Raw genomic sequence first — 23,604 nt, 5'->3', positions numbered from 1 at the left:
CTATGAAACGTAAAGTTATCGTCGCCTGTGGCGGTGCCGTCGCCACCTCCACGATGGCGGCTGAAGAGATTAAAGAGCTGTGTGCAGACCACAATATTGAACTGGATTTGGTGCAGTGCCGGGTCAATGAAATCGAAACCTACATGGACGGGGCGGATCTTATCTGCACCACCGCGCGCGTGGAGCGAACCTTTGGCGACATTCCGGTGGTGCACGGCATGCCGTTCGTTTCGGGCGTCGGCATTGAAGCCTTACAACAGAAAATCCTCGGCATCCTCGCGGAGTAAACGCCATGTTTAGCGAAATCATGCGTTATATCCTCGATCTCGGTCCGACGGTGATGCTGCCGATCGTGATCATTATTTTCTCCAAGTTACTGGGGATGAAGCTCGGGGATTGTTTCAAATCTGGTCTGCATATCGGGATCGGTTTCGTCGGTATCGGGCTGGTCATTGGCCTGATGCTCGACTCCATCGGCCCGGCGGCAAAGGCGATGGCGGAGCATTTCCAGATTAATCTTCACGTGATCGATATCGGTTGGCCGGGTTCATCACCGATGACCTGGGCGTCGCAAATCGCCCTGGTGGCGATCCCGGTGGCCATCGTGGTTAATATCGTGATGCTGGTTACCCGTATGACCCGCGTAGTGAATGTCGATATCTGGAACATCTGGCATATGACCTTTACCGGCGCGATGCTGCATATCGCTACCGGATCGTACTGGATAGGTATTCTCGGCGTGGTAGTGCATGCCGCCTTTGTGTATAAGCTGGGCGACTGGTTTGCCAAAGATACCCGCGATTTCTTTGGCCTCGAGGGTATTGCGATCCCGCACGGCAGTTCGGCGTATTTAGGGCCGGTTGCCGTGCTTGTCGATACCATCATCGACAAGATCCCCGGTCTTAACCGTATTCACTTTAGCGCCGATGATATCCAGAAACGCTTCGGTCCCTTCGGTGAACCGGTTACCGTTGGCTTCGTCATGGGCCTTGTGATTGGCGCGCTGGCGGGTTACGACCTGAAGAGCATTCTCCAGCTGGCGGTGAAAACCGCAGCGGTGATGCTGCTGATGCCACGGGTGATCAAACCGATTATGGATGGCCTCACGCCGATAGCCAAACAGGCGCGTAAACGTCTGCAGGCCAAATTCGGCGGCCAGGAGTTCCTGATTGGTCTCGACCCGGCGCTGCTACTCGGTCATACCTCGGTGGTCTCCGCCAGCCTGATCTTCATCCCGCTGACCATTCTTATCGCCGTCGTGGTTCCTGGCAACCAGGTCCTGCCATTTGGCGACCTGGCCACCATCGGCTTCTTCGTGGCGATGGCAGTCGCGGTACATCAAGGGAACCTATTCCGCACATTGATTTCCGGGGTCATCATTATGGGTATCACCCTATGGATCGCCACCCAGACCATAGGCCTGCACACCCAGCTGGCGGCAAACGCCGGGGCCCTGAAAGCCGGCGGTATGGTGGCCTCAATGGACCAGGGCGGTTCACCGATTACCTGGCTGCTGATCCAGCTTTTTACCTGGCAGAATGTGGTGGGCTTCGCGGTCATCGGCATTATCTATCTGACTGGCGTTCTGCTGACCTGGCGTCGTGCCCGTCGCTTCATCGCGGTGGAAAAAGCAGAAAAAAGCGCTGCCCCACAACAAAGTACAGGCATGTCTTGATCTAAAGGGGAGCGGTCGCTCCCCTGAATCTTATAGCTGGAGAATGTTATGAAATCAGTGGTAATCCATGCTGAGGGGAACGTCTGCGTTGAAGAACGCCCTATCCCTACGCTGCAAACGGAAAACGATGTCCTGGTCAAAGTGGTCAGTTCCGGATTATGCGGCTCCGACATCCCGCGCATTTTCGCCAAAGGTGCGCATTACTACCCTATTACGCTGGGGCACGAATTCAGCGGCTATGTGGAATCCTACGGCGCGGCGGTAACCGATCTGCAGCCCGGCGATGCCGTCGCCTGCGTGCCACTGCTGCCCTGCTTTCAGTGCCCGCAGTGCCAGCGCGAGTATTTCTCTTTATGTAAACAGTATCAGTTCGTCGGCTCACGCAGCGAAGGTGGCAACGCCGAATATGTGGTGGTGAAGCGCGCCAACCTGTTCCGCCTGCCGGATCAGATGCCGATTGATGACGGCGCGTTTATTGAGCCGATAACCGTTGGCCTCCACGCCTTCCACCTGGCGCAGGGTTGCGAAGGTAAAAACGTGATTATTATCGGTGCGGGCACCATTGGCCTGCTGGCATTACAGTGCGCCCGCGAACTGGGCGCCAACAGCGTCACGGCGATCGATATCAATCCGCAGAAACTGGAACTGGCCAAAACCCTTGGCGCAACCCGTGTGTTCAACAGCCGCGAGATGAGCGGCCAGGCGATTCAGCAGGCGCTGGAAGCCATTCAGTTCGACCAGTTAGTCCTCGAGACCGCCGGTACGCCGCAGACCGTCGCATTAGCGATTGAAGCCGCCGGGCCGCGGGCGCAGCTGGCGCTGGTCGGCACGCTCCATCACGATTTAACCCTCCCGGCCGCCACCTTCGGGCAGATCCTGCGTAAAGAGTTGAATATTGTCGGTAGCTGGATGAATTACTCTGGTCCATGGCCGGGAGAAGAGTGGCAAACGGCCACCCGCCTGCTGACAGAAAAACGCCTGCAGCTGGCACCGCTAATAGCCCACCGCGGTGACGTGGAGAGCTTTGCGCGTGAAGTCCAGGCGCTAAACGGCGCACCGATGCAGGGTAAAATCCTGCTCAAACTCTCCTGACTGCATGAGCCAGCCCTGAGGGCTGGCTCATGCCACCTTTCGAAAATTATCGTTCAACTTTCGTTATCCTTCGATTACACTGAGATGAGTTAATTATCAGGCAAATCAAGATGAACTCATTTGAACGAAGGAACAAAATCGTCGATATGGTGAATACGCAGGGCAGCGTATTGGTTCTAGACCTTTCGAATCTCTTTGGCATCTCTGAGGTAACGATTCGCGCCGATCTCCGCTTACTGGAAGAGAAAGGGCTGTTAACCCGTTTTCACGGCGGCGCCGCCCGTGCGGGCAGCGACCTGACCGACGCCGAAAATCAGGAAGTGGTACTGGAAGATCGTTATCAGCTTGCCAGCGATCCCAAAAAGCGCATCGCCCAGGCCGCCGCGGCAATGATCCGTGAAGGTATGACGGTGATCCTCGATAGCGGCAGCACAACCCTGCTGATTGCCGAGGCGCTGGTGCGGATGACCAATATCACCGTCATCACCAACAGCCTGCCCGCCGCGTTTACCCTGGCGGAAAATAAAGACATCACCCTGGTGGTATGCGGCGGTACCGTGCGGCACAAAACGCATTCGATGCACGGCACAATTGCCGAACGTTCGCTGCAGGGAATTTGCGCCGATTTGATGTTTGTCGGCGCCGACGGTATCGACGCCACCAACGGCATCACCACCTTTAATGAAGGCTACTCCATCAGCAGCGTGATGGCCGCCGCCGCACATCAGGTTATCGCCGTGCTCGACGCCAGTAAATTTAATCGCCGGGGCTTTAACCAGGTACTGCCGATGGAAAAGATAGACTGCGTAATCACCGATGACGGCATTAGCGAAAATGACCGTGCAGCGTTAAGCAGCAAAAAGGTGGAACTGAAGATAGTGTGATTGCACGCTGAGTGGAACATCATGGCGGCTGGTTCTACTTAACCAGCCAGCTTCCACCTTTTTTAGCGCCTATGCGAATCAATCTCCCTTTCGCCTGTAGCCCTTGCAGATGGCGCTCAACCGTACGTGCTGATATCCCCAAGATCTCCGCCAGCGCTCTCGCTGTCAATTCCGGGTTTCCGGTTAGCAAACGCAAAATTGCGTTTTCCGGTGGGGCTACTTTAACGTCGATTTCTTCCGACATTTCTTCCGACATTTCTTCCGACACGACGCATGAAGTCTCCAGACCTTCTTTCAGCGTCGCCAGGATATTTTGCAACATCCAGGTCACGAATAGCGTGCAATCACTGGTTTTGTCACAAACACCTAAAATGTCGTAATAGCGTTCTTGCTGATGGTGGATCAGCGTTTCAACGGGCAGCCAGGCCAATTCCTGACGCCACTGGCTTAGAATCAACGTCTGCCACAAACGCCCCATCCGACCATTGCCATCAGCGAAAGGGTGAATGAACTCAAACTCATAGTGGAAAACTGAACTGGCAATCAAAGGATGAAGCTCGGTGTGTTCCAGCCAGCTGAGTAAATCAGCGATCAATCTTGGGACCTGGGCAGCAGGCGGAGCCATGTGTACCACCTGCGTACCGCGATAAATGCCGACGTTTCCGCCACGTAAAGCGCCGGGACGATCAACCAGCCCTGTCATCAGCGTTTTATGCGCCGTCAGAAGATCGCTAATATTTGCCGCATGCCATCCGGGCATTAATTCATAAGCACGAATGGCATTTCTCACTTCCTGAATATCCTTAGCCGGCGCGAGAACCCGTTTGCCTTCCAGCAGCGCCGTTACCTGTTCCATGCTCAGGCTATTATGTTCAATCGCGAGTGACGCCTGAATAGTACGAATGCGGTTTTCTTTACGCAGCAACGGCGATGTTTGTCCACGTTTCGCCGACCAATGCCCAAGCAATTCCCCAATCTCAACGACAAGGTTGAGAACCGTGGGTGTGATGCTAAACGGCGGTTGGTAACGGCTCATCGCTTACTCCCCCTGCTGCTCCAGGGCGTACTTATACAACGCATTTTTCTTTACGCCGTGGATCTCCGCGGCCAGCGCGGCGGCTTTCTTCAGCGGCAGCTCTGCCTGCAGCAGCGCCAGGGTACGCAGCGCGGCCGCCGGCAGTGCCTCTTCCTGGGCCTTGAAACCTTCGACGATCAGTACCATCTCACCTTTACGACGGTTTTCGTCTTCCTTCACCCACGCCACCAGCTCGCCGATCGGCGCGCCGTGGATCGATTCCCAGGTTTTGGTCAGCTCGCGGGCCAGCACCACGTAGCGGGATTCCCCCAGTACTGCGCAGATATCTTCCAGACTCTCCACCAGGCGGTGCGTCGACTCATAGAAGATAATAGTGCGCGGCTCTTCTTCCAGCGCCTTCAGGGTATCGCGGCGGCCTTTCGATTTCGCCGGCAGGAAGCCTTCATAGCAGAAACGGTCGGAAGGCAGACCGGCAGCGCTCAGGGCGGCGATGGCCGCGCAGGGGCCCGGCAGCGGTACGACGCGAATATTCGCTTCGCGGCAGGTGCGCACCAGATGGTAGCCAGGGTCATTAATCAGCGGCGTGCCGGCATCGGAGACCAGCGCAATGTTTTGGCCTGCCTTCAGTTTAGCAAGAAGTGTTTCCGCCTTTTGCTGCTCGTTATGGTCGTGAAGCGCAAATAAGCGGGCGTTAATCGCAAAATGTTGCAGCAGCAAACCGGTGTGGCGGGTATCTTCCGCAGCAATTAAATCAACAGCTTGCAACACTTCCAGTGCGCGCTGCGTGATATCAGACAGATTCCCTATCGGAGTGGGCACAATATAGAGCTGCCCCTGAGAATTATCCGCTGATTCGTGTTGTTTCATTGTCTCGTCCGTATTGCCGATTTAATATTGAGCATTGAGCCAAAAAAATATCACTGGACACTTATGGTACCGTCAACATTTCTTCGTTCTAAGCCCGCGCGCTGTCTGCCTGTATTGCTGGCGACGCTTCTTTTTGCTGGCTGCGGCACCCACACGCAGGATCAAAGCACGGCGTTTATGCAGGGTACATCGCAGGCCAACTCCAGTTTCTACCTACAGCAGATGCAGCAAAGCACGAATGATAGCAAGACCAACTGGCAATTACTCGCCATTCGTGCACTGCTGCAGGAAGGGAAGAAACAACAGGCCATCGACCTGTACAACCAGTTGCCGTCGAACCTGAACAGCACCCAGGCCCGCGAACAGTCGCTGCTGGCGGTGGAAGTGAAGCTGGCGCAAAACGACGACCAGAGCGCTCGTACTCTGCTGGCAAAACTCGACCCGGCAAGCCTGGATCAACCCCAGCAGGCGCGCTACTGGCAGGCACAAATTGATGCCAGCCAGGGTAAGCCATCAGTTACGTTACTGCGTGCGTTAATTGCCCAGCAGCCGCTGCTGAGCGATGCCAAACAACGCCAGCAAAACATTGACGCGACCTGGCAAGCGTTAACCACGATGACCCAGGATCAGGCCAATGCGCTGGTGATCAATGCCGATGAAAATACCCTCCAGGGCTGGCTGGATCTGCAGCGGATGTGGTTTGACAATCGCAACGATCCGACGCTGCTGAAGGCGGGCGTTAAAGACTGGCAGACGCGCTACCCGCAAAACCCGGGCGCCAAAATGCTGCCGACGGCGCTGGTGAACATGCAAAACTATAAGCCCGCGTCCACCAACAAGATTGCGCTTTTTCTGCCGCTGAACGGCCAGGCGTCGATCTTCGGCCGCACTATCCAGCAGGGCTTTGAAGCCGCCAAAAATGGTGCGCCGTCGGTGACGGGTAGCGCCGTTCCCGCGCAGGTTGCCCAGGCGGCGAATGTCTCCGGGAATGATGATGTGGTGAGTCCGTCGCAGGCAGAAATCAGCGATCTTACCGCCACCGGAAGCCGCGCTGAACCGGTGCAGGCGCCGGCACAAGACCAGGCGGCGCCTGCCGCGGAACCTGCAGCCCAGGCGCCGGCAGCGGCCGCTACGCCGCAGACCACCGCTTCCCCGGCCACCCAGCCGGTCACCGCCCCGACCGCGCAGCCTCAACCCGTGGTCGCCACCGCCGCCAACCCCTCTGCGGAACTAAAAATTTACGACACCACCAGCCAGCCCATCAGTCAGTTGCTTGCCCAGGCTCAGCAGGACGGCGCCACTTTAGTCGTCGGACCGCTGCTGAAAGAGAACGTGGATGATGTGATTAAGAGCAACACGCCGCTCAACGTGCTGGCCCTCAACCAGCCGGAAAAAGTCGAAAGCCGCGCTAACATCTGCTATTTCGCCCTTTCTCCGGAAGACGAAGCGCGTGACGCCGCCCGACATATCCACCAACAGGGCAAACAGACGCCGCTGCTGCTGGTTCCGCGCGGTGCGCTGGGCGATCGCGTGGTTAGCGCTTTTGCCGACGAATGGCTGAAGCTGGGCGGCGCCAGCGTCCTGCAGCAGCGCTTTGGCTCCACGGCTGAGCTGCGCGCCGGCGTCAACGGCGGAGGGGGCATTGCGCTGAGCGGCACGCCGGTCTCCACCCTGCCTTCGGCCCAGAACAGTTCCCTCGGCGGTGCGGATGAGATGCCGGTGAGCAGCGGCGGCAGCGTAGACGCCGCCTATATCCTCGCCACCCCGGAACAGATTGCCTATATCAAACCCATGATCGCTATGCGCAACGGTAGTCAAAACAATGTCACCCTGTACGCCAGCTCACGCAGCGCTCAGGGCACCGCAGGGCCGGATTTCCGTCTGGAGATGGAAGGCCTGCAGTATAGTGAAATCCCGATGCTGGCCGGCAGCAACCCGGCGCTGATGCAGCAGGCGCTGTCCGCTGTACGTAATGACTACTCGCTGGCGCGCCTGTATGCCATGGGCGCTGACGCCTGGTCACTGGCGAACCACTTCACGCAAATGCGCCAAACGCCGGGCTTCGAGCTGAACGGGAATACCGGCGATCTGACGGCCACCCAGGATTGTGTGATTAACAGGAAACTGTCATGGCTCAAATACCAGCAGGGAAAAATCGTTCCGGCCAGCTAAGCAAACAGACTGGCGATGCCTGGGAAAACCAGGCTCGCCGCTGGCTGGAAGGCCAGGGCCTGCGTTTTATCGCCGCCAATGCCCGCGAGCGTGGCGGCGAAATTGACCTCATCATGCGCGACGGCACCGTCACCGTTTTTGTCGAGGTGCGCTACCGCCGGAGCGCCCAGTACGGTGACGCGGCAGCCAGCGTCACCCCGCAAAAACAACAACGACTGCTTAAAGCCGCCCGTTTGTGGCTCTGCCGACAGAATGGGAGCTTTGAGACTGTGGATTGCCGTTTCGATGTGGTAGCCTTCACCGGAAACGACATCCAATGGCTAAAAAACGCCTTTGGCGAATAGCGTAATACCAGAAGTAAGGGATCCCGTGCTCGACAGAATCAAAGCCTGCTTTACCGAAAGCATTCAAACCCAAATTGCCGCAGCAGAAGCACTCCCGGACGCGATTTCCCGGGCGGCGATGACGCTCGTGCAGTCCCTGCTCAACGGCAACAAAATCCTCTGTTGTGGTAATGGCACCTCCGCCGCCAACGCACAGCATTTTGCTGCCAGCATGATTAATCGTTTTGAAACGGAACGCCCTGGTTTACCCGCCATTGCACTAAATACCGATAATGTGGTCTTAACCGCGATCGCCAACGATCGCCTGCATGACGAAATCTACGCCAAGCAGGTGCGCGCCCTGGGACACGCCGGCGATGTGCTGCTGGCGATCTCTACGCGCGGTAACAGCCGGGATATCGTCAAGGCGGTGGAAGCCGCCGTGACCCGCGACATGACTATCGTCGCGTTAACCGGCTATGACGGCGGTGAGCTGGCTGGCCTCTTAGGTCAGCAGGATGTCGAAATCCGCATCCCCTCGCATCGCAGCGCGCGTATTCAGGAGATGCATATGCTGACCGTCAACTGTCTGTGCGATTTGATAGATAACACCCTTTTTCCACACCAGGACGATTAAGGAGAACACATGAAGGCTCTCTCGCCCCTCGCCATCCTGCTTTCTGCGCTACTGCTGCAGGGCTGTGTTGCCGCCGCGGTAGTCGGAACGGCAGCTGTCGGCACCAAAGCCGCAACGGACCCGCGTACGGTGGGAACCCAGGTCGATGACAGCACCCTGGAACTGCGCGTCAATAGCGCCTTGTCGAAAGATGAACAGATTAAAAAACAGGCCCGCATCAACGTCACGGCTTATCAGGGCAAAGTCCTGCTGACCGGCCAGTCGCCAACGCCGGATCTCTCTGCCCGCGCCAAGCAAATCGCCATGGGCGTAGAAGGGACCACGGAAGTGTTTAATGAAGTGCGCCAGGGCCAGCCGATTGGTTTAGGGACCGCCTCGTCTGATACCTGGATTACCACCAAGGTGCGTTCGCAGCTGCTGAGCACCGATCAGGTCAAATCCTCGAACGTGAAGGTGACCACGGAAAACAGTGAAGTCTTCCTGATGGGGCTGGTGACCGATCGTGAAGGCCGGGCGGCCGCGGATATTGCCAGCCGGGTGAGCGGTGTGTCCCGCGTGACCACCGCCTTCACCTACATCAAATAAAGCTGCAGTCTCCCGGCTGGCGCTGCGCTTAGCCGGGCTACCGTCCCCTATGCGTTGGGTGCCGGGTAAGGCGTAGCCGCCGCCCGGAACCCAATCCGGCTATCCGTACGTTTACGGCAAACTACACCAGCGCCAGCGCACCGACAATCGCCCCGCACAGCGCCACCAGTCCGCCCGTCAGCCACAGCGCTTTGGCCGGGAAGGCTTTGCGCAGCATAATCAGCGACGGCACGCTCACCGCCGGCAGAGTGATGAGCAGCGCCAGCGCTGGCGCCGTCCCCATGCCAGCCAGCATCATCGTCTGCACAATCGGAATTTCCGCCGCGGTAGGGATCACAAACAGGCAGCCGGCTATCGCCATCGCGATGACCCAGAATAACGTGTTATCCACCGCGCCATCGGCGTGCGGGAACAGCCAGACGCGCGCCGCTCCCAGCACCAGTACCGCAAGGATATAAACCGGGATCGTATTCCAGAACAGCGTCCACAGCGCCCGCAGCCAGCGGCTAAAGAAGCTGTCTCTGGCCGCTTCAGACGGTGCAGCAGGCACTGCTACCGGCTGCGTCGCCGCCTCTTTCACCCATTTCTGCACCAGGGTCGCGACAATCAGCACCGTCGCCAGGCCAGCGACCAGGCGAACCAGCGCAAACTGCCAGCCCAGGACAAAGCCCATAAACACCAGCGTCGCCGGGTTGAGCAGCGGGTTACCCATCCAGAACGCCAGCGCCCCGCCCATCGACACCTGCTGTTTGCGCATGCCGGCCGCGACCGGCGCGGCGCAGCAGGTGCACATCATGCCGGGCAACGAGAAAATCGCCCCCAGAAGCGTGCCCTGAAAACGCGATTGTCCCAGGGTGCGCAGCAGCCAGTCGCGCGGGATCAGCACCTGAATCAGCGACCCGAGCAGCACGCCGAGCACTGCCGCTTTCCAGACGGCAAGGAAGTAAACTATCGCGTAGTCCCACGCGGCTTTCAACGGGTTAGCGTCGGCCTGGGCCAGAATGGATTTACCGATACTGTGGGTTTCCGCGGCGGTGAAGGCTTTCCCGTAATAGGGCTGCCATTTGACAAACCACAGGCCGACAATCACGACGAGAAAGAAAAGCGCGGGTTTCCACCATTGAAACGGTGACGCCGCCTGAGATGAAGACTGACCAGTCATAGCATTCCCCAGCAAGAAATGTGGATATGAATTGAAGCCGTGAATAGTACGCCGGATGTTTGCGTTTGCAAAACGCTATTCAGCCTGCTGCGCGGCGCGCTCCCGCAGTTGGGATGACGTCAGAATTTGCACGCCTTCCTGGGTGGGCGACAGCGCCTCCGCCAGCAGGGCAATCGCCACGTCACGCGCCGGAATCGCCTTCCAGTTTCCCGGCAGCAGCCGGAACAGCGGTTCGAGGAAAGTCTCATTGGCCCGCTTCTTTTCCCGCTCGCCTGACAGCATCGACGGCCGGGCAATGGTCAGCCGCGGCCAGGCCTGTTCGATCAACGCCGCCTCCATTTCCCCCTTCACCCGATTGTAGAAAAACGGCGAGTGGGCATTGGCGCCCATCGCGCTGACCACCAGCATATGCTGCGCGCCAAGCCGTTTTCCGGCCAGTGCCGTATCGATAACCAGCGTGTAATCAGCATGGACAAAGGCCTCTTTGCTTCCCGCTTCCCGACGCGTCGTCCCCAGGCAACAGAAGACGATATCGACCGGGTCGACCACCTGCGCCAGAGCATCGGTCAACTGGGGATCGTGGGGATTGAACACCCCTTCCGCCGGCGCCAGCGGGCGACGCGTCGGGGCGGCGATGGCGCTGATGCTCGGCTCATTCTGCAGCAGCCGGAGTAAGTGACCGCCAACTAACCCGGTCGCACCGGTTAATAATACCTGACTCATTGATTCTCCTTTACAGAATTCTCCGCCTTGCACTTTCGGGCTCATGTTCCAGGCTTAATACCTTACAAGGTAAGTATCCACCATCATCATGGAATTACCTCATTGACCATCCAGATAGCGGAGGAAGCATGAGTAAAAAGATAGCCGTGCTCATTACCGACGACTTTGAAGATTCTGAATTTACCTCTCCCGCCGATGCGTTCAAGCTCGCCGGGCATCAGGTCGTCACGATCGAAAAGCAGGCTGGCAAGACGGTGAAGGGGAAACAGGGAGAAGCGGAGATCGCCATCGACAGAGCCATCGATGACGTCACACCGGGCGAATTTGATGCCTTGCTGCTGCCCGGGGGCTATTCCCCTGATCAGCTGCGCGGGGATGAACGCTTCGTCACCTTTACCCGCGATTTCGTCAACGGCGGGAAGCCGGTCTTCGCCATCTGCCACGGCCCACAGCTGCTGATCAGCGCCGATGTGGTCCGCGGGCGTAAGCTCACGGCAGTGAAGCCTATCGTGGTGGATGTGAAAAACGCCGGGGGCGAGTTTTACGACCAGGAGGTGGTGGTCGATAACGAACAGCTGGTCACCAGCAGAACGCCGGACGATCTGCCGGCCTTCAATCGCGAAGCGCTACGCCTGCTCGGCGCCGGCATCACGCCGCCAGTGTAACTTTTTCCCGAAGCCCAGCGTGTTATCGGTAAACTTGATTTCGTCCGGACGAATCTCCCATACCGGCGCCGACAACATGCGGGCCACCGGAAAGCGCTTGACGTAGCGCTGGCGCATCCGCGCCTCTTCGTCACCGCTCAGACGACGGATCTCGCCTTTGAACTGCACGCCGCGGATCAGGGCCACGGTTTTTGGCTGGCCATTGACCGTACCGGCCACTTTCGCCCGTTCACCGGTCATCTGACCGTGGCGGGTGTGCTCATCGCTGAGCAGATAAAAGGCCACGGTATCCGGGTCATAGACGTAAAAGGCATTCGCACACCACAGCTCGTCGTCGCGGGAGACGCACCAGGTGACGACGTGCTGTTTACTCAGCCAGCGACCAATGGCAGCAAGGGTTTCCATCTTTCTTCTCCATTATGCTATGGTGCACACACCTTACCATAGCGACTTTGTGACCGTGTGCTGGTTTCTGTATCTCATTCGAACCGCGGATAATCGCCTTTATACCGGCATCACCACCGATGTGCCGCGCCGCTTTCGCCAGCATCAGGCGGGAAAAGGCGCGAAGGCGTTGCGCGGTAAAGGCGACCTGCTGCTGGCCTTTAGCCACGAGGTTGGTGAACACTCACTTGCGTTGCGACTGGAATACCGCGTTAAGCAGCTAACGAAGCGCGAAAAAGAGCGCCTCGTTGCCGGAGAGGATGCCTTCGAAACCCTGCTGGCGAGGCTCAAAGACGATTAAAATGGTCGCTGTATTCTACCTGGCCATGGACGCCTTCGAGAGCGTCATCCGCCAGACGGTGAACCTGGAACGCCTCCGCGCTGTCCGGCCAGCGGCAGCGGAGATCGAAGCGCGCGGCCGGCTCAAAACCGAAGCGACGGTATAAATTCGGGTCGCCCAGCGTCACCACCGCGGCATAGCCAAACTCATTGAGCGAATCCAGCCCTTCATAGACCAGTTGCCGGCCGATGCCCTGTCCGCGATAGTGTTCATCCACCGCCAGCGGCGCCAGACCGACCCACTGCAGCTCTTCACCTTCCACCGCAACCGGGCTGAAGGCAACGTAGCCGATCACCTGGCCTTCATCATCCGTTGCCACTACCCCCAGCGTGATCAGTCCATCTTCACGCAGATCGTGCACCAGCTGCGCTTCGGCATCGCGGCCGAAGGTACGACGCAGCAGCGCGTCGATTCCCGGTGCATCAATCCCAATCTCCACTCGAATCAGCATGCCTCACCTACCGATGTCTGTTCAGGTTTCTGCGGGCTCTTCAGTCCAGCTTCGACAAAATCCGCCAGTTGCAGCAACATCACGCGCAGCGCTTTTGGCATCTGCTCGAGCTCAATGGCGTCCATCAAATTTTTTACGTACAACCCCAGCTCCGTATCGCCTTCAATCACCAGACGACGCTGGAAGAATAGCGTATCCGGATCCTGCTTGCGCGCGGCAATCATTAACAGATCGCTGGCATCGGCGCTGAAGCTGACGTCGGCGTCGGCGTCGGCCTGTTGGCTGACCACCAGGCGACCATCGACTACCGAGGTATACCACAGCAGACCGATGTCACGCACATGAATACTTAACCAGCGCCCCTCGAGAAACTCCAGTTCTCCCTCTGCCAGCGCCTGATGGAACTGCCAGCTTAGCACCTGCTCCAGCACCTGGCGCTTGAGGGCAAAAGGCGCCAGCTTAACCGGCACGCTCAGTAAAGACGGGCCAAAGTGGACCAGCCGGGAACGCAGTTTATCCAACACAAGCTTTACTCCATGAATGCAATTGTTCCGCTATTGTGCCATATCACATAAACAACATAGCGGCGTAAATCAACAAAAACGCGATGACGGCCGCCAGTTATTGGCGCCACCAATACACTTTTAACTGCCTCAAATCAAAAATTGTCACCAGAAGGTTAACTAAAATCCCTGCTCGTTAACCATTCAGCGTCCCTGACGGGCCGCATTTTTCAGGAAAAATTATGGAGCTGCTCTGCCCAGCCGGTAACCTTCCGGCGCTTAAGGCGGCCATCGAAAACGGCGCCGATGCCGTCTATATCGGGCTGAAAGATGACACCAACGCCCGCCACTTTGCCGGCCTTAATTTCACCGAAAAAAAACTGCAGGAAGCCGTCAGCTTTGTGCATCAGCACCGTCGTAAGCTGCATATTGCGATCAACACCTTCGCCCATCCCGACGGCTACGCCCGCTGGCAGCGCGCAGTGGACATGGCCGCACAACTGGGCGCCGATGCGCTCATCCTGGCCGATATTGCCATGCTGGAGTACGCCGCGGAGCGTTATCCACACATTGAGCGCCACGTTTCGGTGCAGGCTTCCGCCACCAATGAAGAGGCCATTCGCTTCTATCATCGCAACTTTGACGTGGCGCGTGTCGTACTGCCACGAGTGTTATCTATTCACCAGGTAAAACAATTGGCCCGCGCCACGCCGGTGCCGCTGGAAGTCTTCGCCTTCGGCAGCCTGTGCATCATGGCGGAAGGCCGCTGCTATCTCTCTTCTTACCTGACCGGCGAATCGCCGAATACCGTCGGCGCCTGTTCGCCTGCCCGCTTCGTGCGTTGGCAACAAACGCCGCAGGGGCTGGAATCGCGCCTTAATGAGGTGCTGATCGACCGCTATCAGGATGGCGAAAACGCCGGTTATCCGACGCTGTGCAAAGGCCGCTACCTGGTCGATGGCGAGCGCTACCATGCGCTGGAGGAACCCACCAGCCTCAACACCCTGGAGCTGTTGCCGGAATTGATGGCCGCCAATATCGCCTCGGTGAAAATCGAAGGCCGTCAGCGCAGCCCGGCGTACGTCACCCAGGTGGCGAAAGTCTGGCGCCAGGCGATCGACCGCTGCAAAGCCGATCCGCAGAATTTTGTGCCGCAATCCGCCTGGATGGAAACCCTTGGTTCGATGTCTGAAGGGACACAAACCACCCTTGGCGCCTATCACCGTAAATGGCAGTGAGAAACATGAAATATTCATTAGGGCCGGTGCTGTACTACTGGCCAAAAGAAACGCTGGAAGATTTTTACCAGCAGGCGGCAAACAGTTGCGCCGACACCATTTATCTCGGCGAAGCCGTGTGCAGCAAACGCCGCGCCACCAAAGTTGGCGACTGGATCGAGATGGCAAAAGCGCTGGCCGGCAGCGGCAAACAGGTGGTGCTGTCTACCCTCGCGCTGGTGCAGGCCTCCTCCGAACTGGGCGAACTGAAGCGCTATGTCGATAACGGCGAGTTCCTGATTGAGGCCAGCGACCTTGGCGTGGTGAACCTCTGTGCCGAACGCAAGCTGCCGTTCGTCGCCGGTCATGCGCTGAACTGCTACAACGCCGTCACTCTGCGCCTGCTGCTCAAACAGGGCATGACGCGCTGGTGCATGCCGGTGGAGCTTTCCCGCGACTGGCTGGCTAATTTACTGACCCAGTGCGAAGAGCTGGGTATTCGCAACCAGTTTGAAGTGGAAGTGCTGAGCTACGGCCATCTGCCGCTGGCCTATTCCGCGCGCTGCTTTACCGCTCGCTCGGAAGACCGGCCAAAGGACGAATGCGAAACCTGCTGCATCAAGTACCCGACCGGGCGCAGCATGCTGTCGCAGGAGAACCAGCAGGTGTTCGTGCTCAACGGTATCCAGACCATGAGCGGCTACGTCTATAACCTGGGCAATGAGCTGACGTCCATGCACGGCCTGGTGGATATGGTGCGCCTGTCGCCGATGGGCAACGAGACCTTCGCCATGCTCGAGGCCTTCCGCGCTAACGAAAACGGCGCTGCACCACTGGATCTTACCAGCAATAGTGATTGTAACGGCTACTGGAAACGGCTGCCCGGGCTGGTGCTTGAGGCCTGATAAACCGCTCACTTTGTTAACAACAGTGCTCAGATTTTAATGCATTATTAAAGATGCAGCTTTTCTGGCTGGCGCGTCAAGGATGCGCCAGGCTGGAAGAAGACCTTCAATCTGATGACGATGCTGTAGCAAAGTGAGCCTTTATGACTGACAAATCTGTTCCGTTCTCGGTGCTCGACCTGGCGCCGATCCCGCAAGGATCTTCTGCCAAAGAAGCCTTTACCCACTCTCTGGATCTCGCCAGGCTGGCCGAATCGCGCGGCTATCACCGCTACTGGCTGGCGGAGCACCATAATATGGTCGGCATTGCCAGCGCGGCGACCTCGGTGCTGATAGGCTATCTCGCCGCCAATACCACCACTCTGCATCTCGGTTCCGGCGGGGTGATGCTGCCCAACCACTCACCGCTGGTGATCGCCGAACAGTTCGGCACCCTGAATACCCTTTATCCCGGGCGTATCGATCTCGGGCTTGGCCGCGCGCCAGGTAGCGATCAGCCGACCATGCGCGCCCTGCGCCGCCATATGAGCGGCGATGTCGATAACTTCCCCCGAGACGTGGCGGAACTGGTGGACTGGTTTGACGCCCGCGATCCGAACCCGCACGTGCGTCCGGTTCCCGGCTATGGCGAACGAATTCCGGTGTGGCTGCTGGGCTCAAGCCTGTACAGCGCCCAGCTGGCGGCGCAGCTCGGCCTGCCGTTTGCTTTCGCCTCACACTTCGCGCCGGACATGCTGTTCCAGGCGCTGCATCTGTATCGCAGCAATTTCAAACCTTCGGCGCGGCTGGAAAAACCGTACGCGATGGTGTGTATCAATATCATCGCCGCCGACAGCAACCGCGATGCGGAGTTTCTCTTCACTTCCATGCAGCAGGCGTTTGTGAAGCTGCGTCGCGGAGAAACCGGACAACTGCCGCCGCCGGTGGAAAATATGCATCAGCTGTGGTCAGCGTCTGAGCAGTATGGCGTGCAGCAGGCGTTAAGCATGTCGCTGGTCGGCGATAAGGCTAAGGTTCGTCATGGTTTAGAGTCGATTCTGCGCGAAACCGAGGCGGACGAAATCATGGTCAATGGCCAGATCTTCGACCATCAGGCGCGCCTGCATTCGTTTGATTTAGCGATGCAGGTGAAAGAGGAGCTGTTGGGGTAACACTAACGTCAGCCCGGTGGATGTCATGCCACCGGGCATTAACCTTACTGATAAACCGGCAGCAAGTTAAAGCTCGACAGGAAGTGCACCACCGCGTTGCCGAGACCAAAGAGCAGGATCAGCACAATCATCGCTTTTCCGCCCCATACGCGGAACTGTGGGCTGCCGAAGCGTTTACGCGAAGCGCGGGCCAGCAGCGCCGGCACAATGGCCGCCCATACCGTCGCCGCCAGGCCAGCATAGCCGATGGCATACAGGAAGCCGTCAGGCTTCACCAGCCCGCCAATCATCGGCGGGATAAAGGTCAGCAGCGCGGTTTTAAAGCGCCCCATCGCGCTATCGTCGAAGCCAAACAGATCCGCCAGATAGTCAAACAGACCCAACGTGACGCCGAGGAACGAACTGGCGACGGCAAAGTTGGAGAACACCACCAGCAGCAGATCCAGACCGCGGTTATTCAGCACACCACTCAGGGCCTGCACCAGCACATCAATGTTACCGCCCTTCTGCGCGATATCGATAAACTGCGGACGGGGAATATTGCCCATCGTCACCAGCAGCCAGACCACGTACAGAACCAGCGCCAGCAGCGTACCGTAAACCAGGCAGCGGGTAATGGTGCGCGGATCCTTACCATAATATTTCATCAGGCTCGGCACGTTACCGTGATAGCCAAACGAGGCCAGGCAGAACGGCAGCGTCATCAGCAGGTAGGGCGCATAGGAGGCATTCTTCTCCGCGACGTTAAACAGCGTCGTCGGTTCGACGTGTCCCAGCAGGCTGCCGAAGGTCAGGAAGAAGGTGATGACCTTGGCGCCGAGCACGATAGCCGTCATGCGGCTCACCGCTTTGGTGCTCATCCAGACAATAAACGCCACCAGCAGCGCAAAGCCGAAGCCTGCCGCGCGCGCCGGTACGTTCAGCGACATTTCACTGAAGGTGTGGTGCAGGATCGAACCGCTCGCCGAAATATAGGCGTAGGTCAGGATATACAGCACAAAGGCGATCGACACGCCGTTCACCAGGTTCCAGCCTTTGCCGAGCAGGTCTTTGGTGATGGTGTCGAAGCTGGAGCCAATCCGGTAGTTGAGGTTGGCTTCAAGGATCATCAGACCGGAGTGCAACATGCAGAACCAGGTGAAAACCAGCGCCGCCAGCGACCAGAAGAACCACGCGCCGGACATCACCACCGGCAGCGAGAACATGCCCGCACCGATAATTGTGCCGCCGATAATCACCACGCCGCCAAATAAAGACGGTCGGGTGGTCGTAGTGGTTAGTGTCGCCATTTGCCGAATTCTCCAGTCAAAAAAACTTTCCCACGATGGGTGCGACGCACTGTACCAGTACACGAGTACAAAAGGAATAAAAAAAGCCCCAATCATGACGATCGGGGCTGTATTATTTACTTTACGCTAGCGTGTTGTGCTAATTACGCATCGCCACCGAAACGACGACGACCGGCGGAGTCATCACGACGCGGAGCAGCACCAGCATCATCGCGGCGCGGTGCGCGGTTACCACCGTCACGACGCTCGCCGCTGAAACGACGACCATCACCACGACCGCCTTCACGACGCTCGCCACCGAAGCTACGGCCGCCTTCACGACGCTCACCGCCGAAACTACGACCGCCTTCACGACGCTCACCACCGCCACGGCGTTCACCGCCACGGTCTGGACGCGGCTGAGCATCACCCAGCAGCTGCATGTTCATCGGTTTGTTCAGGATGCGGGTGCGAGTAAAGTGCTGCAGTACTTCGCCCGGCATACCTTTCGGCAGTTCGATGGTGGAGTGAGAACCGAACAGCTTGATGTTACCAATGTAACGGCTGCTGATGTCGCCTTCGTTAGCGATCGCGCCAACGATATGACGAACTTCAACGCCGTCATCACGGCCCACTTCAATGCGGTACAGCTCCATATCACCAACTTCACGACGCTCACGCTTCGGACGATCTTCACGATCGCCACGCGGACCACGGTCATTGCGGTCGCCGCGACGTTCGAAACGATCGTCACGATCGCGGAACTCGCGCTTAGGACGCATCGGCGCGTCCGGCGGAACGATCAGAGAACGTTCGCCCTGGGCCATTTTCAGCAGCGCAGCAGCCAGCGTTTCCACGTCCAGCTCTTCGCCTTCCGCCGTCGGCTGGATTTGCGACAGCAGCGCACGGTACTGGTCCAGATCGCTGCTTTCCAGCTGCTGCTGAACTTTAGCCGCGAATTTTTCCAGGCGACGTTTACCCAGCAGTTCTGCGTTCGGCAGTTCTACTTCAGGAATAGTCAGCTTCATCGTACGTTCGATGTTACGCAGCAGGCGACGCTCGCGGTTCTCAACGAACAGAAGGGCGCGGCCAGCACGACCCGCACGACCGGTACGGCCGATACGGTGAACGTAAGACTCGGAATCCATCGGGATGTCATAGTTAACAACCAGGCTGATACGCTCAACGTCCAGACCACGGGCCGCAACGTCGGTCGCGATCAGAATGTCCAGACGACCGTCTTTCAGACGCTCCAGCGTCTGCTCACGCAGCGCCTGGTTCATATCGCCGTTCAGCGCGGCGCTGTTATAGCCGCTACGCTCCAGCGCTTCAGCCACTTCCAGGGTCGCGTTTTTGGTACGCACGAAGATAATCGCCGCATCAAAATCTTCCGCTTCCAGGAAGCGCACCAGCGCTTCGTTTTTACGCATGCCGTAGGCCGTCCAGTAGCTCTGGCTGATATCCGGGCGCGTGGTGACGCTGGACTGAATGCGCACTTCCTGCGGCTCTTTCATAAAGCGGCGGGTAATGCGACGAATCGCTTCCGGCATGGTGGCAGAGAACAGCGCGGTCTGATGGCCTTCCGGGATCTGCGCCATAATCGTTTCTACGTCTTCGATAAAGCCCATGCGCAGCATTTCATCGGCTTCGTCCAGTACCAGACCGCTCAGTTTAGAGAGATCCAGCGTGCCGCGCTTCAGGTGGTCCAGCAGACGACCCGGGGTACCGACAACGATCTGCGGACCCTGACGCAGGGCGCGCAGCTGCACGTCATAACGCTGGCCGCCGTACAGGGCAACCACGTTTACGCCGCGCATATGTTTAGAGAATTCCGTCATTGCTTCGGCAACCTGTACCGCTAGTTCGCGGGTCGGCGCCAGCACCAGAATCTGTGGTGCTCTCAGCTCAGGATCAATGTTGTTCAGCAGCGGTAAAGAGAACGCTGCGGTTTTACCGCTACCGGTCTGGGCCATACCCAGAACGTCGCGGCCGTCCAGCAGATGCGGAATGCACTCAGCCTGGATCGGAGATGGTTTTTCGTAACCCAGATCGTTAAGCGCTTCAAGGATGGGAGCCTTCAGGCCCAGATCTGCAAAAGTGGTTTCGAATTCAGCCATGTAGTACGTGTGCCTCAAAATTAATGGCGGCCAGTCTACATAACTCATCGTGAAAATTTTCGGTAATTTTCATTGAAAAGTGTGAACCGGCTCAAAGTAGGTGTATTAACGAACAACAACGCCCTCACCCGCAAAGGTGATGGCAAGCAAAAAACTATGGGCTGATGTGTTCGTCAGCTATTGCTGGTCCGATTCTGCCAGGTCATCTTGCTCCTGGCCCAAGAGCGATAATTCCAACAATGCGTATCGGTGCTCAACGTAGTTATGTACGTTGTTGGCGACCGCCAGTTTGAACAGTGCCGTAGCGCTGTCCTTGTCCCCCAGACTTAGGTAGTACTTACCTAAATAGAAGTTGGTTTCACTGAGATGCTCAGCGAGCGAGGTGTTATCCGTTGCGTCTGCCTTCAGACGAGTCATCAGCTCTTTTTCGCTAATGTCGCCAAGGTAGAACTCGACAATGTTCCATCCCCATTGCTCTTTGTCCGACTTGTTTAAGCGCTCTCTGAGTGCTTCAAGCGCCCGCTTCTCGTCGAGTTTACGCTCGGCGATGTAAAGCCACAGGCTACGGAAAGGATCATTGGGATCGTCTTGATAAAACGCCAGCAGATCATCTTGCGCTAACTTAGCCCGGCCGCCGTAATACAGGGCGATACCTCGGTTCAAGTGCGCGTAGTTGTAAGTTGGATCAAGCTCAAGTACAGAATCAAACGCTTCATAGGCAGCATCAAAATTGCCTGCCTGCGTTAAGTAAATGCCTAAGTAATTGAATACTTCAGGCATATCGGGTCGGATTGCCAGCGCTTGTGAAAAATCATTTCGCGCTAATGCCCTCAGACCGAGACTATCATACAACACTCCGCGCTCATATAAAAGCTGTGCGCGTTCGTCATCGGATAAAGCCCGACTGGCAAGAATTTGTTCCATGCGTGCCAGAATCACTTCTTGCTGTAAAGTCGGTTGCAATGGTACTGCGAGGACGGCGTCCTTACGCCAGGCGGTGCTACTGCATCCTGCCAGCGTGAGAGCTGTCGCCACGAAACACCAGCGCAAAAAAGGCTTCATTTCCCACTCCCGAAGACAACGATTGGATGAACGTCCTGTTCCCCGGCTGCAAACGAGGCGTCCTGCCCGTAAAACGCCCTCCGCAAAAGCGGAGGGCTAACGGCAACCTTTACTCGCCCTGCTCGGCGACCGGAGCTTCCGGCGCTGCGGCAGACGGAGTCTGTTCAGTTGCTTCTTTGATGCTCAGACGGACACGGCCCTGGCGGTCAACTTCCAGAACCTTAACCGGTACTTCCTGACCCATCTGCAGATAGTCAGTCACTTTCTCAACACGCTTGTCAGCGATTTGTGAGATGTGAACCAGACCTTCTTTACCGCCGCCGATGGCAACGAACGCGCCAAAGTCAACGATACGGGTCACTTTACCATTGTAGATACGGCCAACTTCGATCTCAGCAGTGATCTCTTCGATACGACGGATAGCGTGCTGCGCTTTGTCGCCGTCGGTCGCTGCGATCTTCACGGTACCGTCATCTTCGATTTCGATGGTGGTGCCGGTTTCTTCGGTCAGGGCACGGATAACAGAACCGCCTTTACCGATAACGTCTTTGATCTTGTCCGGGTTGATCTTGATGGTGTGGATACGCGGTGCGAATTCAGAGATGTCGCCGCGCGGCGCGTTAATCGCCTGTTCCATCACGCCCAGGATGTGCAGACGCGCACCTTTAGCCTGGTTCAGAGCAACCTGCATGATTTCTTTGGTGATACCTTCAATTTTGATATCCATCTGCAGCGCAGAGATACCGTCGCGGGAACCCGCTACTTTGAAGTCCATATCGCCAAGGTGGTCTTCGTCACCCAGGATGTCAGACAGAACAACGAAGTTGTCGCCTTCTTTCACCAGGCCCATTGCGATACCCGCAACGGCGGCTTTCACCGGTACACCCGCGTCCATCAGCGCCAGAGAGGCGCCACAGACGGAAGCCATGGAAGAAGAACCGTTGGATTCGGTGATTTCAGACACCACGCGAACAGTGTACGGGAATTCGTCGATAGTCGGCATCACGGCCAGTACGCCGCGCTTAGCCAGACGACCGTGACCGATTTCACGACGCTTCGGAGAACCCACCATGCCAGTTTCGCCTACGGAGTACGGAGGGAAGTTGTAGTGGAACAGGAAAGAGTCCGTGCGCTCGCCCATCAGTTCGTCGATGTTCTGCGCATCGCGTGCGGTACCCAGGGTAGCAGTAACCAGCGCCTGCGTTTCGCCACGGGTAAACAGTGCGGAACCGTGAGTACGCGGCAGTACGCCGGTACGAACGTCCAGACCACGGATCATGTCTTTTTCGCGGCCATCGATACGCGGCTCGCCTGCCAGTACGCGGCTACGAACAACGTTCTTCTCGATAGCGTGCAGGATTTCACCCAGTTCGTTAGCGTCCAGGGTTTCATCTTCTGCAACCAGCGTGGCGATGGTTTCAGACTTGATCACGTCAACCTGAGCGTAACGCTCTTGTTTGTCGGTGATACGGTAAGCATCGCTCAGGCGGGATTCAGCCAGTGCAGCCACGCGCGCGTTCAGCGCGGCATCAACGACTTCCGGCTGCCAGTCCCAACGCGGTTTACCGGCTTCTTTCACCAGATCGTTGATGGTCTGGATAACAATCTGCTGCTGTTCGTGACCAAAGACCACTGCGCCCAGCATCTGGTCTTCGCTCAGCAGTTCAGCTTCGGATTCAACCATCAGCACGGCCGCTTCAGTACCGGCAACCACCAGGTCCAGTTTGCTGGACTTCAGTTCTTCCTGGGTTGGGTTCAGTACGTACTGGTCGTTGATGTAACCCACGCGCGCGGCGCCGATTGGGCCATTGAACGGAATACCAGACAGGGACAGCGCAGCGGAAGCGCCGATCATCGCGACGATATCCGGGTTAACCTGCGGGTTAACGGAAACGACAGTGGCGATAACCTGAACTTCGTTAACGAAGCCTTCCGGGAACAGCGGGCGAACCGGGCGGTCAATCAGACGCGCGATCAGGGTTTCACCTTCGCTTGGACGGCCTTCACGACGGAAGAAACCACCCGGGATTTTACCGGCAGCGTAGGTACGCTCCTGGTAGTTAACAGTCAGCGGGAAAAAGTCCTGGCCTGGCTTCGCTTTTTTCTGACCCACAACGGTAACGAATACCGCAGTGTCATCCATGCTAACCATCACAGCGGCCGTTGCCTGGCGCGCCATCATGCCGGTTTCCAGGGTCACGGTATGCTGGCCGTACTGGAATTTACGAACGATCGGATTAAGCAAAATTCTATCCTTTTTATCTATAAATGACGCCATATCCACGACATAGCGTCTATTGACCCGATCCTCTGCATCCTCGCGAC

General features: G+C 57.5%; 25 protein-coding genes. 13 read left to right on the top strand and 12 right to left on the bottom strand.

The window, feature by feature from the left end; translation table 11 throughout:
• Positions 1–2: 2 nt before the first annotated feature.
• The 4 genes from gatB (at position 3) to CWM57_RS17145 (ending at position 3,651) form a co-directional block, all read left to right on the top strand.
• Positions 3–287: a PTS galactitol transporter subunit IIB gene (gene gatB / locus CWM57_RS17160; RefSeq protein WP_002918119.1), complete on the top strand. Its 285-nt coding sequence runs from the start codon at positions 3–5 to the stop codon at positions 285–287.
• A 5-nt stretch (positions 288–292) separates the two neighbouring features.
• On the top strand, positions 293–1,675 hold the full coding sequence (locus CWM57_RS17155; protein ID WP_008806609.1) for a galactitol-specific PTS transporter subunit IIC: 1,383 nt from the start codon (positions 293–295) through the stop codon (positions 1,673–1,675).
• A 48-nt stretch (positions 1,676–1,723) separates the two neighbouring features.
• Positions 1,724–2,767, top strand: a complete 1,044-nt coding sequence (gene gatD, locus CWM57_RS17150; RefSeq protein WP_074387508.1) for a galactitol-1-phosphate 5-dehydrogenase — start codon at positions 1,724–1,726, stop codon at positions 2,765–2,767.
• A gap of 110 nt (positions 2,768–2,877) precedes the next feature.
• Positions 2,878–3,651, top strand: coding sequence for a DeoR/GlpR family DNA-binding transcription regulator (locus CWM57_RS17145; protein ID WP_004206153.1), 774 nt, complete (start codon positions 2,878–2,880; stop codon positions 3,649–3,651).
• A 34-nt stretch (positions 3,652–3,685) separates the two neighbouring features.
• On the opposite strand, the gene CWM57_RS17140 is transcribed toward CWM57_RS17145, so the two are convergent.
• A complete protein-coding gene (locus CWM57_RS17140) occupies positions 3,686–4,576 on the bottom strand; it encodes a Fic family protein (protein WP_165784223.1) in 891 nt (296 codons plus the stop codon).
• A gap of 114 nt (positions 4,577–4,690) precedes the next feature.
• Complete coding sequence (gene rsmI / locus CWM57_RS17135) at positions 4,691–5,554, bottom strand: 16S rRNA (cytidine(1402)-2'-O)-methyltransferase (protein ID WP_074387506.1); 864 nt, start codon at positions 5,552–5,554, stop codon at positions 4,691–4,693.
• Between the two features lie 63 nt (positions 5,555–5,617).
• Here rsmI and CWM57_RS17130 point away from each other — a divergent pair, with 63 nt between their 5' ends.
• Genes CWM57_RS17130 through dolP form a run of 4 tightly spaced genes read left to right on the top strand, consistent with a single transcriptional unit; the run spans position 5,618 to position 9,271 of the window.
• The gene (locus tag CWM57_RS17130; RefSeq protein WP_100676251.1) at positions 5,618–7,726 is read left to right on the top strand and encodes a penicillin-binding protein activator; all 2,109 of its coding nucleotides are present in this window, start codon (positions 5,618–5,620) and stop codon (positions 7,724–7,726) included.
• Positions 7,684–8,070, top strand: coding sequence for a YraN family protein (locus CWM57_RS17125; RefSeq protein ID WP_074387504.1), 387 nt, complete (start codon positions 7,684–7,686; stop codon positions 8,068–8,070). The genes CWM57_RS17130 and CWM57_RS17125 overlap by 43 nt, the downstream gene beginning before the upstream one ends.
• 25 nt (positions 8,071–8,095) lie before the next feature.
• Positions 8,096–8,686 (top strand): DnaA initiator-associating protein DiaA, encoded by a 591-nt coding sequence (diaA, locus tag CWM57_RS17120; RefSeq protein WP_002918211.1) that lies wholly within the window; start codon positions 8,096–8,098, stop codon positions 8,684–8,686.
• Positions 8,687–8,695: 9 nt separating this feature from the next.
• A complete protein-coding gene (gene dolP / locus CWM57_RS17115) occupies positions 8,696–9,271 on the top strand; it encodes a division/outer membrane stress-associated lipid-binding lipoprotein (protein ID WP_002918214.1) in 576 nt (191 codons plus the stop codon).
• A gap of 121 nt (positions 9,272–9,392) precedes the next feature.
• Here dolP and CWM57_RS17110 read toward each other — a convergent pair whose 3' ends face one another.
• Together CWM57_RS17110 and CWM57_RS17105 are read right to left on the bottom strand one after the other, a co-directional pair.
• Positions 9,393–10,433 (bottom strand): permease, encoded by a 1,041-nt coding sequence (locus tag CWM57_RS17110; RefSeq protein WP_061153214.1) that lies wholly within the window; start codon positions 10,431–10,433, stop codon positions 9,393–9,395.
• A gap of 75 nt (positions 10,434–10,508) precedes the next feature.
• Positions 10,509–11,156, bottom strand: a complete 648-nt coding sequence (locus tag CWM57_RS17105) for an NAD(P)H-binding protein (RefSeq protein ID WP_061153213.1) — start codon at positions 11,154–11,156, stop codon at positions 10,509–10,511.
• Between the two features lie 128 nt (positions 11,157–11,284).
• On the opposite strand from CWM57_RS17105, the gene CWM57_RS17100 reads away from it, so the two are divergent.
• On the top strand, positions 11,285–11,821 hold the full coding sequence (locus CWM57_RS17100) for a type 1 glutamine amidotransferase domain-containing protein (RefSeq protein ID WP_074387501.1): 537 nt from the start codon (positions 11,285–11,287) through the stop codon (positions 11,819–11,821).
• On the opposite strand, the gene CWM57_RS17095 is transcribed toward CWM57_RS17100, so the two are convergent.
• Positions 11,783–12,226, bottom strand: coding sequence for a YhbP family protein (locus tag CWM57_RS17095; RefSeq protein WP_008806619.1), 444 nt, complete (start codon positions 12,224–12,226; stop codon positions 11,783–11,785). The two genes, CWM57_RS17100 and CWM57_RS17095, sit on opposite strands and share 39 nt — an antisense overlap.
• A gap of 49 nt (positions 12,227–12,275) precedes the next feature.
• Between CWM57_RS17095 and CWM57_RS17090 the strand changes: the two genes are divergently transcribed.
• Complete coding sequence (locus tag CWM57_RS17090) at positions 12,276–12,566, top strand: GIY-YIG nuclease family protein (RefSeq protein ID WP_165784222.1); 291 nt, start codon at positions 12,276–12,278, stop codon at positions 12,564–12,566.
• Here the strand turns inward: CWM57_RS17090 and CWM57_RS17085 are convergent.
• Positions 12,553–13,056, bottom strand: coding sequence for a GNAT family N-acetyltransferase (locus tag CWM57_RS17085; protein WP_061153211.1), 504 nt, complete (start codon positions 13,054–13,056; stop codon positions 12,553–12,555). The two genes, CWM57_RS17090 and CWM57_RS17085, sit on opposite strands and share 14 nt — an antisense overlap.
• Positions 13,050–13,580, bottom strand: a complete 531-nt coding sequence (gene ubiT / locus CWM57_RS17080; RefSeq protein WP_100676250.1) for a ubiquinone anaerobic biosynthesis accessory factor UbiT — start codon at positions 13,578–13,580, stop codon at positions 13,050–13,052. The genes CWM57_RS17085 and ubiT overlap by 7 nt, the downstream gene beginning before the upstream one ends.
• 221 nt (positions 13,581–13,801) lie before the next feature.
• Between ubiT and ubiU the strand changes: the two genes are divergently transcribed.
• The 3 genes from ubiU to CWM57_RS17065 all read left to right on the top strand — a co-directional run bounded on the left by ubiU (position 13,802) and on the right by CWM57_RS17065 (position 16,832).
• Positions 13,802–14,797, top strand: a complete 996-nt coding sequence (ubiU, locus tag CWM57_RS17075; protein WP_004206164.1) for a ubiquinone anaerobic biosynthesis protein UbiU — start codon at positions 13,802–13,804, stop codon at positions 14,795–14,797.
• Positions 14,798–14,802: 5 nt separating this feature from the next.
• The gene (locus CWM57_RS17070; RefSeq protein WP_074387499.1) at positions 14,803–15,681 is read left to right on the top strand and encodes a U32 family peptidase; all 879 of its coding nucleotides are present in this window, start codon (positions 14,803–14,805) and stop codon (positions 15,679–15,681) included.
• Between the two features lie 143 nt (positions 15,682–15,824).
• Positions 15,825–16,832: a luciferase-like monooxygenase gene (locus tag CWM57_RS17065; protein ID WP_048268246.1), complete on the top strand. Its 1,008-nt coding sequence runs from the start codon at positions 15,825–15,827 to the stop codon at positions 16,830–16,832.
• Positions 16,833–16,876: 44 nt separating this feature from the next.
• Here CWM57_RS17065 and mtr read toward each other — a convergent pair whose 3' ends face one another.
• The 5 genes from mtr to pnp all read right to left on the bottom strand — a co-directional run bounded on the left by mtr (position 16,877) and on the right by pnp (position 23,524).
• The gene (gene mtr, locus CWM57_RS17060; RefSeq protein ID WP_074387498.1) at positions 16,877–18,121 is read right to left on the bottom strand and encodes a tryptophan permease; all 1,245 of its coding nucleotides are present in this window, start codon (positions 18,119–18,121) and stop codon (positions 16,877–16,879) included.
• Positions 18,122–18,264: 143 nt separating this feature from the next.
• Positions 18,265–20,217 carry a DEAD/DEAH family ATP-dependent RNA helicase gene (locus CWM57_RS17055; protein WP_074387497.1) on the bottom strand — a complete coding sequence of 651 codons (1,953 nt, stop codon included), beginning with the start codon at positions 20,215–20,217 and terminating at the stop codon, positions 18,265–18,267.
• A complete protein-coding gene (yrbN, locus tag CWM57_RS17050) occupies positions 20,210–20,290 on the bottom strand; it encodes a protein YrbN (protein ID WP_085954934.1) in 81 nt (26 codons plus the stop codon). Before yrbN ends, CWM57_RS17055 begins: the two co-directional genes overlap by 8 nt.
• 104 nt (positions 20,291–20,394) lie before the next feature.
• Complete coding sequence (nlpI, locus tag CWM57_RS17045) at positions 20,395–21,279, bottom strand: lipoprotein NlpI (RefSeq protein WP_002918241.1); 885 nt, start codon at positions 21,277–21,279, stop codon at positions 20,395–20,397.
• Positions 21,280–21,388: 109 nt separating this feature from the next.
• Positions 21,389–23,524: a polyribonucleotide nucleotidyltransferase gene (pnp, locus tag CWM57_RS17040; protein WP_061153206.1), complete on the bottom strand. Its 2,136-nt coding sequence runs from the start codon at positions 23,522–23,524 to the stop codon at positions 21,389–21,391.
• Between the last annotated feature and the right edge of the window lie 80 nt (positions 23,525–23,604).

It is taken from the genome of Klebsiella sp. G-Nf4 (assembly GCF_002810615.1).
GTDB classification, from domain to species: Bacteria; Pseudomonadota; Gammaproteobacteria; order Enterobacterales; family Enterobacteriaceae; genus Klebsiella; species Klebsiella variicola.
This window is presented reverse-complemented; position numbering and strand designations above follow the sequence as displayed.

Coding starts and splice junctions, on each gene's coding strand:
- ubiU (WP_004206164.1), top strand. CDS start 13,802: ATGGAGCTGCTCTGCCCAGCCGGTAACCTTCCGGCGCTTAAGGCGGCC.
- gatB (WP_002918119.1), top strand. CDS start 3: ATGAAACGTAAAGTTATCGTCGCCTGTGGCGGTGCCGTCGCCACCTCC.
- CWM57_RS17130 (WP_100676251.1), top strand. CDS start 5,618: ATGGTACCGTCAACATTTCTTCGTTCTAAGCCCGCGCGCTGTCTGCCT.
- gatD (WP_074387508.1), top strand. CDS start 1,724: ATGAAATCAGTGGTAATCCATGCTGAGGGGAACGTCTGCGTTGAAGAA.
- dolP (WP_002918214.1), top strand. CDS start 8,696: ATGAAGGCTCTCTCGCCCCTCGCCATCCTGCTTTCTGCGCTACTGCTG.
- CWM57_RS17125 (WP_074387504.1), top strand. CDS start 7,684: ATGGCTCAAATACCAGCAGGGAAAAATCGTTCCGGCCAGCTAAGCAAA.
- CWM57_RS17155 (WP_008806609.1), top strand. CDS start 293: ATGTTTAGCGAAATCATGCGTTATATCCTCGATCTCGGTCCGACGGTG.
- CWM57_RS17100 (WP_074387501.1), top strand. CDS start 11,285: ATGAGTAAAAAGATAGCCGTGCTCATTACCGACGACTTTGAAGATTCT.
- CWM57_RS17145 (WP_004206153.1), top strand. CDS start 2,878: ATGAACTCATTTGAACGAAGGAACAAAATCGTCGATATGGTGAATACG.
- CWM57_RS17085 (WP_061153211.1), bottom strand. CDS start 13,056: ATGCTGATTCGAGTGGAGATTGGGATTGATGCACCGGGAATCGACGCG.
- CWM57_RS17070 (WP_074387499.1), top strand. CDS start 14,803: ATGAAATATTCATTAGGGCCGGTGCTGTACTACTGGCCAAAAGAAACG.
- mtr (WP_074387498.1), bottom strand. CDS start 18,121: ATGGCGACACTAACCACTACGACCACCCGACCGTCTTTATTTGGCGGC.
- CWM57_RS17105 (WP_061153213.1), bottom strand. CDS start 11,156: ATGAGTCAGGTATTATTAACCGGTGCGACCGGGTTAGTTGGCGGTCAC.
- rsmI (WP_074387506.1), bottom strand. CDS start 5,554: ATGAAACAACACGAATCAGCGGATAATTCTCAGGGGCAGCTCTATATT.
- CWM57_RS17065 (WP_048268246.1), top strand. CDS start 15,825: ATGACTGACAAATCTGTTCCGTTCTCGGTGCTCGACCTGGCGCCGATC.
- yrbN (WP_085954934.1), bottom strand. CDS start 20,290: ATGAAAATTACCGAAAATTTTCACGATGAGTTATGTAGACTGGCCGCC.
- nlpI (WP_002918241.1), bottom strand. CDS start 21,279: ATGAAGCCTTTTTTGCGCTGGTGTTTCGTGGCGACAGCTCTCACGCTG.
- CWM57_RS17095 (WP_008806619.1), bottom strand. CDS start 12,226: ATGGAAACCCTTGCTGCCATTGGTCGCTGGCTGAGTAAACAGCACGTC.
- CWM57_RS17110 (WP_061153214.1), bottom strand. CDS start 10,433: ATGACTGGTCAGTCTTCATCTCAGGCGGCGTCACCGTTTCAATGGTGG.
- CWM57_RS17055 (WP_074387497.1), bottom strand. CDS start 20,217: ATGGCTGAATTCGAAACCACTTTTGCAGATCTGGGCCTGAAGGCTCCC.